Genomic DNA, 14,567 nt, shown 5'->3' on the forward strand with positions numbered 1-14,567 from the left:
CCTTGGCAACGGTGGTAAGTAACCTCGAACGGTCACCCGCTGGTGGTGATCGCTTCGTGCTGGCTACATATGTCAGGTCGGATCGGTCTTCCAAGCCACAACGAGTGAAGTTGATTGTTCTGTACCTGTTGGATCCAAAGGCGCCGTAAGGCGTCGATCACTGAATGACGCCGGGAGGCGTCAATGAACTTCGAGGAGTGTTGACCGTGGCCAAGGGCAAGCGGACGTTCCAGCCGAATAATCGCCGCCGCGCGCGTGTTCACGGCTTCCGTCTTCGTATGCGTACCCGTGCGGGTCGTGCAATCGTTTCGGCGCGTCGCCGTAAGGGCCGCGATTCTCTCACCGCCTGATCTGATTTCGAGTTCAGGAGCTCGGGGTGTTGCCTGAGCCGTTCCGGTTGCGTCGCCACGCGGATTTCTCCGTGGCGGTGCGACGTGGGCGTCGTATGGGAAGACGCGACCTTGTCGTGCACGCGTTCGATCGCGAGCAAGTAGAGGCGCTGGTAGTAACAAATCACGGTCCCCGTTTCGGGCTGATCGTGAGCAAGGCTGTCGGGCCGGCGGTGATTCGACATCGAGTCGCACGCCGGCTTCGTCATATCTGTGCAGATTTCGTCGGACAGGTTTCGCCGGAGACAGACGTGGTTATCCGCGCACTTCCGGGCGCAGCTACCGCCAGTTCAGCCGAACTGGCCAAGCAGTTGCGTGGGGGCCTGACCAAAATGAACCTATTGGTGTCGGTAAGTGAAGAGCCATGAGTACTCCGCTCTCTGAGCAGATCGAGACTCCCAGAGCCTCCCGTGTCATCACGGTGTTGAAGGCTGTGCGTCGCGCTCCCGCCACTGTTCTCATCTTCTGTATCGAGTTGTACCGGACGTATGTGTCGCCCTTGAGGATGCCGACCTGCCGGTTCACCCCCACCTGCAGTGAATACGCAGTCGAAGCGTTGCGCACTCACGGGGCGATCAAAGGCCTTTTCTTGACTGTGGTGCGGTTGGCGAAGTGTGCCCCCTGGCATTCTGGAGGGTGGGACCCTGTCCCTGCCCGTCGTGACCGTGATGCGGGTAGCCGCCATAGCTGTCCGGAAGCACGCGCAGCGTGTCACAGTCCGACGGACGAACAGAGGAGTACTTAGAGCCGTGCTCAATTTCATCTACTATCCGGTATCCGCGATTCTGTGGGTCTGGCACAAGGTCTTCGGGTTCATTCTCGGCCCGGACAACGGAATAGCCTGGGCGCTCTCCGTGGTGTTCCTGGTGTTCACCTTGCGTGCGGTTCTGTACAAGCCGTTCGTGAAGCAGGTCCGCACGACGCGTCAGATGCAGGAACTGCAGCCGCAGATCAAGGCATTGCAGAAGAAGTATTCGGGCGACCGTCAGCGCCAGGCCGTCGAGATGCAGAAGCTCCAGAAGGAGCACGGATTCAACCCGATCATGGGCTGTCTCCCGGTCTTGGCTCAGGCTCCGGTGTTCATCGGTCTGTTCCACGTCCTGCGCTCGTTCAACCGCACCGGCACCGGCATGGGCCAGCTGGGCATGAGCGCCGAGGACAACCTCAACACCCCGAACTACGTCTTCTCGGCCACTGACGTCCAGTCGTTCCTGGATGCTCGTCTGTTCGGCGCGCCCATCTCGGCCGCGATCACGACGCCGGTTGCGCAGCTTCAGGCTTACGTCACCGAGAACGTTCCCGAGCTTCCGTCACGGCTGAACATCATTCTCGTGGCCGCTCCGCTGATGATCATCGCCAGCATCGCGACGCACTTCAACTCACGCGCTTCCGTTGCCCGTCAGAGCGAAGCAGCTGCCGCGAACCCGCAGTCCGCGATCATGAACAAGCTCGCGCTGTACGTCTTCCCGCTCGGTGTTCTGGTCGGTGGACCGTTCCTCCCGATCGCGATCCTCCTGTACTGGGTGTCGAACAACATCTGGACCTACGGTCAGCAGCACCTCGTCTTCCGCAAGATCGACGCCGAAGAAGAAGCCAAGAAGCAGGAAGCGATCACTCGCCGAAACGACAATGCGCCCAAGCCCGGTGCCCGTCCGGATCCCAATAAGAAGAAGGGATCCCCGGCTGCGCTGAAGACCGCGGAATCAGCTGACGACGACGGCGACGCCCCGGAAGTTTCGCTCAAGAAGCCACAGCCGAAGCCCTCGGGTTCGAGTGGTGGTTCCACGTCGAAACCCAAACAGAACCGGCCACAGAGCAACCGCGGCAACTCCCCCAAGCGCAATAAACGGCGCTGATCCAGGAAAGAGAACGACCAATGTCCAGTGAAGCTGACATCGTTGTGGATGGAGAGAACGCAGACGTGAGCACCGAGACCACTGCGCCGGTTACCGATGTGGATGTAGACATCGACGATTCCGATGACGACCTGATCGAAGAGGGCGAGATCGCCGGCGACTACCTCGAGCAGTTGCTCGACGTGCTCGATTTCGACGGAGACATCGACCTTGACGTCGAGGGCGATCGGGCGATCGTCAGCATCGACGGCGGCGACGACCTGACCAAGCTCGTGGGACGCAAGGGTGAGGTTCTGGATGCTCTCCAGGAGCTGACTCGTCTGGCAGTTCAGCAGTCGACCGGAGAGCGCAGCCGCTTGATGCTCGACATCGCCGGCTGGCGTGCGGGGCGTCGTGAGGCACTCAGTGCTCTCGGTGCGGAAGCTGCACAGCGTGTTCTCGAGACCGGCGAACGCGAAGAGCTTGCTCCGATGACGCCGTTCGAACGCAAGATCGTGCACGACGCCGTCGCCAAGGTCGCCGGTGTTTTAAGCGAGAGCGAAGGCGCTGAGCCGTCTCGCCGAGTGGTTGTCCTCAAGGACTGACACTCCCCCCTTGATCGAATGCGGGCCCCGGATTTGCCGGGGCCCGCTTTTGTGTCCGAGAGGTGTTTCACGTGAAACCGAATCCGGCGGCACGGTGAAGGTCCGGTGCCTATCGTTGTCGACATGTCCAACGAGCGCTCCGGATTCCCTCTCGGATTGATGGCGTGAACCGTACGGCGGGGACCGGTGCGTACTCGTCGCCATGTCCGACATGAAGGGATGCAATGGTGCTGATCCGACCCGCGACACGGGCCGAGCTGGACGAGTCCGCGGGGTTCGCGGTGAACGATCCGGTCGGGTTCGTCGATGCTGACTCGCTCCGGGAAGAGGTGGCGGCCGGACGGCTTCGTCCGGAATGGAGCTGGTTCGCCGTTGACGGCTCCAGGATCGTCGCGCGTGCCCTGTGGTGGGGGCGTGAGGACAGCGAGCGTCCGCTCGCCCTTGATTTCCTGCACGTGCTGGCTGACGTGCCGGATCGTGCCGCGCTTGCCGCCGAACTCATGTCGCGGGCGCACACCGAGTTCCACGTGAAGCCTGAGTATGTGCTGGTCGTGCCGACCGCCGGGCAGGACGCTGATTCCGCCGTCGCAGACGCCGTGTCCTGGCGTCGCGAGGCGGCCCAGGCGGCCGGACTGACCGAGATCATCGAGCGGCTGCGTTTCGAGTGGACGCCTGCGGCCGGTGTGCCCGCCCCCTCCGAGCGTCTGATTTTCCGTCCCGCCTCCGATGAGGAGTTCCTCGCGGTGTTCCAGCGGGTCGCTGTCGGCAGCCTGGACGTCGCCACGCAACGAGGCATCGCGGCCACAGACATCGTCAACCAGGCCCGGGACGATCTCGAATTCTACCGGTCGTGCCCCGGCGAACGATCGTGGTGGCGGCTGGCGGAGACAATGGACGGGACGCTGGTCGGCTTCGCGATCCCGTCCGCGACGCCCTACGACCGCAACGTCGGATACCTCGGAGTAGTGCCCGAGCTGCGCGGGTGCCGCTATGTGGACGACATCCTCTGCGAGATCACCCGCGTTCACGCAGCCGATGGCGCCAATCGCATCACCGCGACCACGGACGTGCCCAACACGCCCATGGCCGCGGCCTTCAAGCGGGCGAACTACCGGGTGGCCGAGGTCAGGATGGTGTTCGAGGCCCCGGCGGGCTGAGTCGGGCGTCAATCGGAGGTTCGCCGGCTCGGGCCGGCTCGGGCCTTTCTGTCCGGCTTGTCCGACGGTGTAAGGGGAAACGCGGAGACCGCCGAGTACAAGGGGTAAGGGTGGCGAGGTTCAAACTCGACCCACATACCCTGGTGCAACGGTGTCGTACGAAAATGGAGGTCTCCAAATCCGGTCACCCGGTCGCGGAAGTACAACCATCGGTTGCGCGCGCATGGCCGGCTTGGCACATTCGGCGATACGCTCGGTCACTCGCATCGTCACCGCCGCCACGGTGGAGTCGGAACAGAGGTCGGCAGCGACCGAGACTTCGATCCCGAACATCTCTCGCAGGCGGGCGGCGATCTTGGGTGCTTGGAGCGGGATACTCGTGTGCGGCCTGAGCTATTGGCCCGTGGTCTTCGAATTGCTGCAGAGAATGTGCGCCCCTCCCCTCCCCCAGCCGGAATAGTCGGCCCTTCGTTTCACGTGAAACCGGATCGATGGTTGTTGCCCTGAGCTCTCGATCGCCGCCCCAGATTGTCATCACAATGGATCACCGACCTGATGTCGTCAGGCCTGAACAACCTGAACGTGTGGACCGCGCTGGCGTTGCCCGGCCTCGGGTGGCCCGCGAACACCGACAAGAAGGTCGACCAGTCGATGGTCGTCAACATCAGCATGCCGCAACCGGCCGTCACGGACGTCGACCCACGCGAGGCTGGCAAGGTGCTGACCTACGGCGCTGGCATCCGATGACCGACAACCCGCCAGCCCTCACCTCGACGCCCCCGCGATTGGGCCGTCGTCAACAACGATCAAGAAGGAAGTAGCATCCACACATGCACGTCGACATCGAAGGCGCCACCCGTATCGCCCGCCTCGCCGCAGAATTCGACTGGACCTGGGCCGTCGACGATCTGGAACCCTTCTGCGCACAGGCTGGATGGGAGGTCGTTGAATTGGATCAAACCGGCGCCTCGATTCGGACCGGCCTCCGTGTTGGTCAGCCCGAATCGATAATGTTCGGGCGTAACCGTTCGATGCGCTACATCTCAATCTTCGTCTCGGACGTGGCAGATGACGCTACGCCCATGACAGTGGTGCGTCCGCTGCTGGTCGAAGGGTTCACGAACCTCGATGTGGCATTTACCGCACTCCTGGGGACAGCCACGAGCGCCAAACCCGAACCAAAGGCAGCTCTCAGATGGGACCTGCCGAAAGCGGTCATCACACTGAACCGGGGTGTTAGTGCGATCCACCTGCGTCTGAAGAGTCCGGAATATCAGGCATGGATGGATGAGCCCGAACCGGAGTACGAGGACTAGCGATCGAGGTCGGCGAGATCGCATCCGGTGCGGGAACAGGTTTGCGCGCTCCTCACGCGAATCGGACCACTCACATCGAATGGTGGCTGGTTACTCGGCGATTCGGGCGAGTGGGAGGGTAGAGAGGTCCTCATCCTCGTGGCTTCGTCGCCACGCAAAGTCGATGATGCTGTTGGGGGCTTCGGGGCGACACCGGTCTCCACGTCGAGGGCGAACTCTCCGATGCGCATCGGTTGGTGCGAAGCTCCTTGGATTGATTCGCGGTTTGTGATGCCAAGTCTCCGGTGTCCCGCAACAGGAGTGTCAAGCCGCCGGATGTACGGCTCGCAACAACCGGCGATGAGATAACGATGCTGTCCGGGACTTGGACTCGAAGCTCATCCGCGTCGAACAACAGATTGCGTCAGACCGACCGAGTCCGTTCGGCTGTCCGACGGCGGCAATTTTCTACAACCACTTTTTCGTTGAAAATTGCCCATTTTGGGTGTGAATTCCATCCATGTAACTACCCATGGCAGTTTCGTCACTGTGATGATATTGATAATCGACCTCCTATCTGCGTTCGATCGCCCGGTTATGTTTCACGTGAAACGCGTCAGAATTGGAAGATTTATCAGCGCGATGTTTCACGTGGAACGTGAACCCCTCCCCTCCCCCGCTTGAATTTTGGGCCGAATACTTCCCAAAGAATGAACGAGTCGGCAGACTCACAGCGAGTCGGTGTGCAGAAGCGAACACATGTCGGCTCCAGAGCGGATAATGATTTCGGTCTTGATTGTTGATTTCGCGGTTTACGCGGGAGGATGTTTCACGTGGAACAGAATGGTGCGGCGTCGGTTGACTGGGACGAACAAGAGACTGCGCGCGCAGTGTTCGGTGACAGATATGAGATCGCGGAACGGTATTACCAATCCCTGGCGACAGATGGTGTCGAGCGCGGGCTGATTGGTCCCCGTGAAGTCCCTCGACTGTGGGAGCGGCACCTTCTCAATTGCGCTGTCATCGGTGAGTTGATCGCCGAAGGCGAGTCGGTTGTGGATGTAGGAAGCGGCGCCGGCCTACCCGGTATCCCTCTCGCAATCGCCCGCCCGGACTTGAAGGTGACTCTGGTCGAACCGTTGCTTCGACGCTCGGTGTACCTCGCGGAGTTCATCGAGTCCAACGGATTGGACGTATTGGTTGTCCGAGGGAGAGCCGAAGAATCGGGTGTTGTGAAGGAAGCGGGCGGCGCGGACGTTGTCACCTCGCGAGCCGTGGCGCCCCTCGAGAAGCTCGCACGTTGGTCCCTTCCACTCATTCACGAGCACGGTCGGATGCTCGCACTCAAGGGCTCGAGTGCCGCCGAGGAGATCGAGCGAGACCGTACGGCGCTCACCAAGTTGGGCGCAGGTAAGTTGGAAATACTCGAATGTGGAGCCAAGATTCTCCGCACCCCCACTGTCGTGGTGAAGGCCGAACGTCTCCCGAAGCGTCGCCAACGTTGATGATTTACGCGCATGCAATCGAGAGCAATGTACAGATGATGAGAGCACCTAGTGATCGATTCCCAATCGAAGGAGCAGTCAATGTCGGGTCGATCTGAATCCGCCGTTTCACGTGAAACACCGAAGCAGCAAACGAGCGTGGGTGCGGATCAGATCGTCAACGACGACGACAATTTCACCGCCCCCTATGCGGCGATCTCTTCGGAGGAGACTCCCATCGGGGCCGCCGCGCATCGAGCGAGCCAGGTGCTTCATCCCCATTCGGTGACACTGCCGAAGCCGGCGTTCCGCCGCGTGATCACCATCGCCAACCAGAAGGGTGGCGTCGGTAAGACGACGACCACAGTGAACCTTGCGTCGGCGCTCGCACTTCAAGGCCTCACGGTCCTGGTGGTCGATTTGGACCCTCAGGGCAACGCCAGCACGGCTCTGGGCGTCGTCCATACCTCGGGCACCCCCTCCAGCTATGAGTTGCTCATAGGCGAAGTGAAGGCCCCGGAGGCGATCCAGACGAGCCCGCACAGTGAGCGGCTGCTCTGCATCCCCGCGACGATTGATCTGGCGGGCGCCGAGATCGAATTGGTCTCCATGGTTGCCCGCGAGAATCGGCTCAAAGGCGCGCTCAACGACAAGGTGCTGGCGGAACTCGACGTCGACTTCGTCCTCATCGATTGCCCGCCTTCGCTGGGACTGCTGACAGTCAACGCGATGGTCGCTGCCAAGGAAGTTCTGATCCCCATCCAGTGCGAGTACTACGCCCTCGAGGGCGTCGGTCAGTTGCTCCGCAACATCGAACTCGTCCAGGCTCATCTGAACCCGGATCTGCATGTCTCCACCGTCCTTCTGACGATGTACGACGGGCGGACCAAGCTGGCCGACCAGGTCGCTGAAGAAGTACGTAAACACTTCGGTGAGGCCGTCTTGCGCGCTGTGATTCCGCGCAGCGTGAAGGTGTCCGAGGCTCCCGGATACGGGATGACAGTTCTCGATTACGACCCGGGTTCACGTGGCGCCATGAGTTACCTCGACGCCGGCCGTGAACTTGCCGCCCGCTCTGCCACCACGACGACCCAGGAGCAGTGAGATGAGTCAAGCACGCAAGGGTGGATTGGGCCGCGGCTTGGCTGCTCTCATCCCCACTGGGCCGGCCACGGCGCCGGGTCTGGGATCGGCTGCAGCGGACGTCGTAATCGGCGTCGACAAGCGCAACCCCTCCCCTCCCCCACCGACCAAGGCGGCCCCGAAAACACCGAAAGCCACCAAGGCGACGGCCGCGAAGGCCCCTGTCGAAGCGGAGTCGGAGACAGAACTCGAACCGACCGGCGCGGTATACCTCGAGATCGAACCGAGCCTGATCGAGACGAACCCGAAGCAGCCTCGCAGCGTTTTTGACGAGGAAGCGCTCGCGGAGTTGGTTCACTCGATCCGCGAGTTCGGCTTGATGCAGCCGATCGTGGTCCGTCGTCACGGTGACAAGTACCAACTTGTCATGGGTGAGCGTCGCTGGCGCGCGAGCCAGGAAGCCGGGCTGGAGAAGATTCCGGCGATCATTCGTGAAACCGATGACGACTCGATGCTGCGCGACGCGCTCCTCGAGAACATCCATCGTGTGCAGTTGAACCCCCTCGAGGAGGCAGCGGCGTATCAGCAGTTGCTCGAGGAGTTCGAAGTCACCCACGAAGAGTTGGCCAATCGGATCGGACGTTCGCGTCCCGTCGTGACCAACATGATTCGTCTGCTGAAGCTGCCGGTGGCGGTTCAGCGCCGCGTTGCGGCCGGTGTACTTTCGGCCGGCCATGCGCGCGCACTGTTGTCCCTCGAGGCGGGTGCCGACGCTCAGGAGGTCATGGCGGCGCGCATCGTCGCGGAAGGAATGTCTGTTCGCGCGACGGAGGAAGCAGTCACTCTCGCCAACCGGGCGGATAATGAGATCGCTCCCCCACAGAAGCGCAAGCCCATCGTGATGCCGGGTCTGCAGGATGTGGCCGAGCGGTTGTCGGACTCGTTCGACACTCGGGTGACTGTCAGTCTGGGCAAGCGGAAGGGAAAGATTGTGGTCGAATTCGGCTCGGTCGACGACCTACAGCGCATCGTCGGAATGATGGAAGCACAGAAATCCAAGTAGAGAACTCGGATGCCCGTTTGGTGACGTAATCATGATGACCGGGCACACCACCTATTTTCGTCACTGTGACAAATCTAGGTGGTCCGAGCTTCTCGAAATCTTGAACCGGGACGAAAGATGTTGAACAGCAATACATTAGGGCGATCAACTCTCGTGCCACTGCCGACTTGTCGCAGCTGGCCTATCCTGGAGAAGAAAAAAGCGGCGGGCGAGCATCAAAACCGCTTCGGGGACCTACGGAGAGTGAGTTAGTCAGTGTCGACTCACGTCATCACCTCGCTCACGCTCGACACCCTCGATCAGCTTTCCGCCCATGCGCGTCGTTGCGTGTTCTGGGAGATGGATCCGGGCGCGCTTCACGACGCCCGAGGATTCTGCGATCAGGAATTCGAGAAGGAAGCATGGCTGTCGATGGTCATGCTCGAGTGGGGTTCGTGCGGACAGGTCGCCGTCCGAGACGGCAAGCCGCTCGGTAGTGCGTTGTACGCCCCTCCCCGCACGATCCCGCGCGCGCAGCTGTTTCCGACCAGTCCAGTCAGTTCGGACGCAGTGCTCCTGACAAGCCTTCGGCTCGAGCCTTCGGGCATAGAAGAAGAACTTGGGCCGAGCCTGCTGGCCGCTGTCGTGACAGATCTGGTTCGACGCGGAGTTCGTGCGCTCGAGGCGTTCGGTATCCGCAGCGACGGCCTGGGGCCCGCGTCCGACGTGGCCAGCGCAACCGCAGCTTTGGAATGTTCACCCGCAGAATGCATGATCAGTGCCGAGTTCCTCGAGGACTACGGTTTCGAGGTCGTGGCTCCGCACCATCGTTATCCGCGGCTTCGTCTCGAACTCAACCGAGACCACGAATGGAAAGTCGACGTCGAAGAAGCCCTCGACCGTCTACTGAAGGCCGCAGCTCTCGAGATGGTGGAGATCAGCGAACTCGCCAGAGTGTGAGCAGGTGCCGACCGCAGGACCTACGAAATGCGGTCGGCTACCGAAAGTTCTTCTGCGAGAAGCTCGGCGAAGGTGAAGGTGCCGGTCGGCTGATCATCTTGACCCAACAAATACAGCCGCTTGACCGAGATCAAAATGGCTTCGGCGATGGTGTCACGCATCCGCGGATTCGTCAGTACCGCAACGTCGGACGCGTTGGACAGGTAGCCGAGATCGATCTGCACCGTCGGCATGTTGGTCAGGCGCAACAACTCCCACGTGCGTCCGTGAGTTCTGCAGTCCCGCAACGGGGTTCGCGCAACGATCTCGCGCTGAACGAATCCGGTCAACACCTGACCGATCATCGAGACCGAACCGTGCGAGTTACCGAAGTGGAAGCTCGCAACACCGTTTGCCGACGGGCTCGAGTTGCTGTCGCAACGCAAGGAGATCATCAGATCGGCGTCGAAAGCATTGGACGTCAGCGCGCGCTCGGCCTCGGTCGGATCGGCGTTGTGCGGGCGGGAGAGGAAAGTTTCCATCCCGGTCGCCGCCATCCGTCCCTCGAGGCGCATTGCCAGATCCCAGAGGATGTCGGCTTCGGAGATGCCGTTGACGATGTTGCCGGTGGACGGCCCACCGAGGCCTGGATCGATGACGATGCGCTTGCCGCCCAGCTGCGGGCCCTTGCGCCTCACCAATTCTTCTTCGCTGATGGCGTGTGGGGAACCACCGGTGACGCGAGTTCCCAACAGTTCCAGCGAACGCAGTGTCTGCGGACCGCAGATACCGTCGGCGGCGATACCGATTTCACGCTGGAAAGACGAGAGTGACTCGTGGGTCTGCGGACCGAAGAAACCGTCGACCCGGCCCGCATAGAAGCCGAGGTCCTGCAATTTTGCCTGCAGAGCTGCGACGTCGTCGCCGTACAGCGGCGCGGAGAGCTGGTAGATCAACGTACGGGCACCCAGGCGGTACGAGGCCTCACGAAGTGAGCGATACGTTGCCGGACCCACAATGCCGTCGACAAGGAGCCCACGCTGCTGTTGGAAGGCGCGAACGGCGCTGTCGAGTTGATGATCGAAGATGGCGTCGGGTGCAACCCAGTGGGCACCGTCGGCGCTTTCACGTCGAATGCCGGAAGTTCCGTGATGGAGGTATCCCAGCTTCGTCAATGTGCCCCGAATCTCGGCGACGGCCGGGCCGTGATCGCCGTGTCGGAGTCTGTGCATGCGTGAAAGCCTCTCGGATCGGTTAACGAATTCGATCGATGTGCCTGGTCGTAGACCCGATCAGGCACATCGATCGATTATCTCAGAAATTCTGTGGATTGCGAGAATCCACGATGCTCAACCAGCCGTCAGAGAACGTCTGCGAGGTCCTTGAGCAGTGCAGCCTTGCCCTTGGCGCCGACGATCGTCTTGATCGGCTTGCCGTCCTTGAACAGGATCATCGTCGGGATCGACATGACCTGGAAATCGCGGGCGGCCGCCGGGTTGGCGTCGATGTCGAGCTTCGCGACGGTCAGCTTCTCGCTGTTCTCGCCGGCGATCTCCTCGAGTACCGGGGCGACCATCTTGCACGGGCCGCACCAGGTTGCCCAGAAATCGACCAGAACGGGCTTGTCGCTGCCCAGGACGTCCTGCTTGAAGGAATCGTCGGTGATGGTGACGGTATTCGACACTGTTACTCCTCGAGGGTTGTGTACGACAGCTTGATGAATCAGGGAGCGCCGACGACGTCGACCGTATGGCCGGCAGCGTCGAGCGTGTTGGCGGTGATGTCGCCGCGGTCGGCCAGCCAGCGTTCGGCGTCGATTGCTGCGGAGCATCCGGTGCCGGCAGCGGTGATCGCCTGACGGTACGTGTGATCGACCAGGTCACCGGCAGCGAAGACGCCGTCGACGGAGGTCGCGGTAGAACCGGGAGCGACGCGCACGTATCCGGCGTCGTCGAGATCGACCTGGCCCTTCACGAGTTCACTGCGCGGGTCGTGGCCGATGGCGACGAACATGCCGGTGATCTCGAGTGTGGAGGTCTCACCCGTGACGGTGTCACGAACGACGAGCCCGGTGACGCTGTTCTCACCGAGGACCTCGACGGGCTCGGCGTTGGTCAGGAAGCGGATCTTCTCGTTCGCCTTGGCGCGCTCGAGCATGATCCGTGAGGCGCGGAACTCCTCGCGGCGGTGTACCAGGGTGACCGAGCGAGCGAAACGGGTCAGGAATGTTGCTTCCTCCATCGCGGAGTCGCCGCCGCCGACCACGACGATGTCCTGGTCGCGGAAGAAGAACCCGTCGCAGGTGGCGCAGGCGCTGACGCCGCGTCCGAGGAGACGCTCTTCGCCGGGAATCCCCAGGTAACGCGCTGCCGCGCCCATGGCGAGGATGATCGCGTGCGCGGCGTAGGTTTCGCCGTTCGCGACGACCGTCTTGATCGGGCCGCTCAAGTCGATTTCCTCGACGTCCTCGGTGCGGATGTCGGTGTCGAAGCGCAGTGCCTGCTCACGCATCTGTTCCATCAGGTCCGGGCCCATGATTCCCTCACGGAATCCGGGGAAGTTCTCGACCTCGGTGGTGGTCATGAGGGCGCCACCGAACTGGGTGCCCTCGAAGAGCACGGGCTGGAGCTCAGCACGCGCGGTGTAGACACCAGCGGTGTAACCGGCCGGTCCGGAACCGACAATGATGACGTCATGGACCGCGGGCGTGTTTTCCAGCTGGGTGGTCATGCGAGCCTTCCAATAGTGAGTGCAGACCCTCCGCTTCTTGGAGAGCCGTACCGATCAACACCAGGATAAGGGGTGTTGTTCCCGCACCCGGCTGGAAAGTGGCTCACAGTCCGCAGCTCACAGCGCGGGGTTCATTGGGCAGGGCGCAGTGCCTCCCGAACGACCAGCGCGTCCCGAACCACACAGCGCGTGCCGGTGTAGATGGTGGGCATGCACTTGTTGCAGTGAATGCACAGCCCCTCGTCGACGCTCTCGGCCTGGAATTTGTTGACCAGTTGTGGGTCCCTGAGGAGCGCACGCGCCATGGCGACGAACTCGAATCCTTCATCCAGTGCGTGCTCGATGGTGTCGACGCGGTTGATGCCGCCGAGCAGGATCAGCGGCATGTTCAGCGCTTGCCGGAACTGACGGGCGAAGGGAAGGAAGAATCCCTCTTCGAACGGGTAAGTCGGAAAGATTTTGGGACCGTAGAACTTCAGCCCGTACCCGACGAGCTTGGGTTGGGAAGCAACAAATTCTGCGAGTGGGACCTCGCCGCGGAAGAAGTACATTCCGTTGAGAAGTGAACTGCCACCGGTCAATTGCATCGCGTCAAGATGCCCGTCGTCTTCGAGGATCTGTGCAATCGGCAGGCTCTGGTCGAGCCACAGACCCTTCGGAACCCCGTCGGACATGTTGAATTTCGCGGTGACCGCCACGGTGGATCCAGCAGCTCGTCGCACCGCTTCGATGACTCGACGCGGATATTCCGCGCGCTTGGCGACGCTGCCGCCGTATCGATCATGGCGTTTGTTCAAATTGGGGCTCATGAACGAACTGAGTAGGTAGTTGTGACCGAGATGGACCTCGATGGCGTCGAATCCCGCGTCCACGGCGACGCGGGCGGTCCGTTCGAAGTCGGCGACGACACCGTCGAGTTCGGCAAGTGTCGCGCCTTTGACGAGGCCCATCGCCGGCGGACTCAGCCGGGTCGACGGCGCCAGAGTCTTCGTCTTGTTGGAGAGCGTGTTGGCGACGAGCCCCGCGTGGCCGATCTGTGCCGCGGCCAGTGCGCCTTCGGCGTGGACGGCATCGGTCAGTCTGCGTAGTCCCGGTAGTGCGCGCTCGTCCATGACAAGGGTGTCGCGGTGCACTCGTCCACCTGGTGAGACGGCGCAGTAGGCGACGGTGGTCATCGCGGCTCCGCCGCGGGCGACTTCGGCGTGGAAGTTGATCAGATCGTCGGAGACCGCTCCCCTGGGCATGACGCCCTCGAACGTCGCAGCTTTGACGATGCGGTTGCGCAAGGTCAGAGGGCCGAGACGTGCGGGTTCGAATATCGACGGTGTGGGCGCTGTGGTCATTTTCTGCTTCCTGCGGCGGCCTGATCATTACGATGCCAGTGGACTCGTATATGTGACGATATAGCGCCTACTCCCAATCTGTCCGACAATTCGACACGATGAATGCCACAGGATCAGGTCGCCCACGAGACCCACGCATCGACGACACAGTTCTCGATGTCACCCGAGCGATGCTCCTCGAGGTCGGTTGGGAGCAACTCAGTCTCCGCGCGATCGCGGCACGGGCAGGGGTCAGTCGGGCCTCGATGTCGCGGCGATGGCCGTCGAAGGCGCATCTTGTGCTCGGATCGATCCTGGGCGCAACACCTGACCTGACGCCGTTCGAGGGCACCGATCGCGACGGCTGGATCCGTTGGGTGGTGGAGGGAAGTGCCCAACTCTTCTCGCGGCCCGAGGTTCGTGCCGCGTCGCCGGGACTGCTGGCAGCATTGCGCGACCATGACGACCTGCGCAACGAATTGTGGCGAGGGTTCAGTGGGCCGAGTACGCAACTCTTCCTTCAGAATGCCGAAGATCCCGAATCGGCGCTGCTCGACGCCAAGGCCGTGCTGGTTTTGGCGGCCGGAGCAGCGATGTTCTCGAGTCTGATAGCGGTCGAGGACGATACGGATGCATTGCGCGGGAGAATTCTCGAACTTCTGCTACCCGCAGCCGCGCCGCGCTGA

General features: G+C 61.8%; 17 protein-coding genes. 13 read left to right on the forward strand and 4 right to left on the reverse strand.

What is annotated here, in order from left to right; translation table 11 throughout:
* The first annotated feature begins 206 nt into the window (after window positions 1-206).
* The 12 genes from rpmH to ACFWAD_RS02740 all read left to right on the forward strand — a co-directional run bounded on the left by rpmH (window position 207) and on the right by ACFWAD_RS02740 (window position 9,850).
* The gene (rpmH, locus tag ACFWAD_RS02685; protein WP_003942540.1) at window positions 207-350 is read left to right on the forward strand and encodes a 50S ribosomal protein L34; all 144 of its coding nucleotides are present in this window, start codon (window positions 207-209) and stop codon (window positions 348-350) included.
* Between the two features lie 26 nt (window positions 351-376).
* Window positions 377-757 (forward strand): ribonuclease P protein component, encoded by a 381-nt coding sequence (gene rnpA, locus ACFWAD_RS02690; RefSeq protein ID WP_003942450.1) that lies wholly within the window; start codon window positions 377-379, stop codon window positions 755-757.
* Complete coding sequence (yidD, locus tag ACFWAD_RS02695; RefSeq protein WP_007729147.1) at window positions 754-1,134, forward strand: membrane protein insertion efficiency factor YidD; 381 nt, start codon at window positions 754-756, stop codon at window positions 1,132-1,134. Before rnpA ends, yidD begins: the two co-directional genes overlap by 4 nt.
* 4 nt (window positions 1,135-1,138) lie before the next feature.
* Window positions 1,139-2,245: a membrane protein insertase YidC gene (gene yidC / locus ACFWAD_RS02700; RefSeq protein WP_378539897.1), complete on the forward strand. Its 1,107-nt coding sequence runs from the start codon at window positions 1,139-1,141 to the stop codon at window positions 2,243-2,245.
* A 20-nt stretch (window positions 2,246-2,265) separates the two neighbouring features.
* Entirely contained in the window at window positions 2,266-2,829 is a 564-nt protein-coding gene (locus ACFWAD_RS02705; RefSeq protein WP_378541169.1) for a protein jag, read from the forward strand.
* A 224-nt stretch (window positions 2,830-3,053) separates the two neighbouring features.
* Entirely contained in the window at window positions 3,054-3,986 is a 933-nt protein-coding gene (locus ACFWAD_RS02710) for a GNAT family N-acetyltransferase (RefSeq protein WP_378541172.1), read from the forward strand.
* A gap of 555 nt (window positions 3,987-4,541) precedes the next feature.
* Complete coding sequence (locus ACFWAD_RS02715) at window positions 4,542-4,733, forward strand: hypothetical protein (protein WP_378541174.1); 192 nt, start codon at window positions 4,542-4,544, stop codon at window positions 4,731-4,733.
* A gap of 83 nt (window positions 4,734-4,816) precedes the next feature.
* A complete protein-coding gene (locus ACFWAD_RS02720) occupies window positions 4,817-5,302 on the forward strand; it encodes a DUF6301 family protein (RefSeq protein ID WP_378541177.1) in 486 nt (161 codons plus the stop codon).
* Between the two features lie 803 nt (window positions 5,303-6,105).
* Complete coding sequence (gene rsmG / locus ACFWAD_RS02725; RefSeq protein ID WP_019746204.1) at window positions 6,106-6,786, forward strand: 16S rRNA (guanine(527)-N(7))-methyltransferase RsmG; 681 nt, start codon at window positions 6,106-6,108, stop codon at window positions 6,784-6,786.
* Window positions 6,787-6,867: 81 nt separating this feature from the next.
* Entirely contained in the window at window positions 6,868-7,869 is a 1,002-nt protein-coding gene (locus tag ACFWAD_RS02730; RefSeq protein WP_378541180.1) for a ParA family protein, read from the forward strand.
* 1 nt (window position 7,870) lies between these two features.
* Complete coding sequence (locus ACFWAD_RS02735; RefSeq protein ID WP_378541182.1) at window positions 7,871-8,911, forward strand: ParB/RepB/Spo0J family partition protein; 1,041 nt, start codon at window positions 7,871-7,873, stop codon at window positions 8,909-8,911.
* 255 nt (window positions 8,912-9,166) lie between these two features.
* Window positions 9,167-9,850: a GNAT family N-acetyltransferase gene (locus ACFWAD_RS02740; protein WP_283305626.1), complete on the forward strand. Its 684-nt coding sequence runs from the start codon at window positions 9,167-9,169 to the stop codon at window positions 9,848-9,850.
* Window positions 9,851-9,870: 20 nt separating this feature from the next.
* Here ACFWAD_RS02740 and ACFWAD_RS02745 read toward each other — a convergent pair whose 3' ends face one another.
* From ACFWAD_RS02745 to nox, 4 genes are all read right to left on the reverse strand, one after another.
* Window positions 9,871-11,061: an N-acetylmuramoyl-L-alanine amidase gene (locus ACFWAD_RS02745; protein ID WP_020909860.1), complete on the reverse strand. Its 1,191-nt coding sequence runs from the start codon at window positions 11,059-11,061 to the stop codon at window positions 9,871-9,873.
* A 128-nt stretch (window positions 11,062-11,189) separates the two neighbouring features.
* Window positions 11,190-11,513, reverse strand: a complete 324-nt coding sequence (gene trxA / locus ACFWAD_RS02750) for a thioredoxin (protein WP_003942530.1) — start codon at window positions 11,511-11,513, stop codon at window positions 11,190-11,192.
* A 38-nt stretch (window positions 11,514-11,551) separates the two neighbouring features.
* Window positions 11,552-12,559: a thioredoxin-disulfide reductase gene (trxB, locus tag ACFWAD_RS02755; RefSeq protein WP_347872409.1), complete on the reverse strand. Its 1,008-nt coding sequence runs from the start codon at window positions 12,557-12,559 to the stop codon at window positions 11,552-11,554.
* 131 nt (window positions 12,560-12,690) lie between these two features.
* Entirely contained in the window at window positions 12,691-13,902 is a 1,212-nt protein-coding gene (nox, locus tag ACFWAD_RS02760; RefSeq protein ID WP_378541184.1) for a 4,4'-dithiodibutanoate disulfide reductase, read from the reverse strand.
* 98 nt (window positions 13,903-14,000) lie between these two features.
* Here nox and ACFWAD_RS02765 point away from each other — a divergent pair, with 98 nt between their 5' ends.
* The gene (locus tag ACFWAD_RS02765) at window positions 14,001-14,567 is read left to right on the forward strand and encodes a helix-turn-helix domain-containing protein (protein ID WP_378541186.1); all 567 of its coding nucleotides are present in this window, start codon (window positions 14,001-14,003) and stop codon (window positions 14,565-14,567) included.

Source organism: Rhodococcus sp. NPDC059969 (assembly GCF_042738325.1).
Lineage (GTDB): Bacteria > Actinomycetota > Actinomycetes > Mycobacteriales > Mycobacteriaceae > Rhodococcus_F.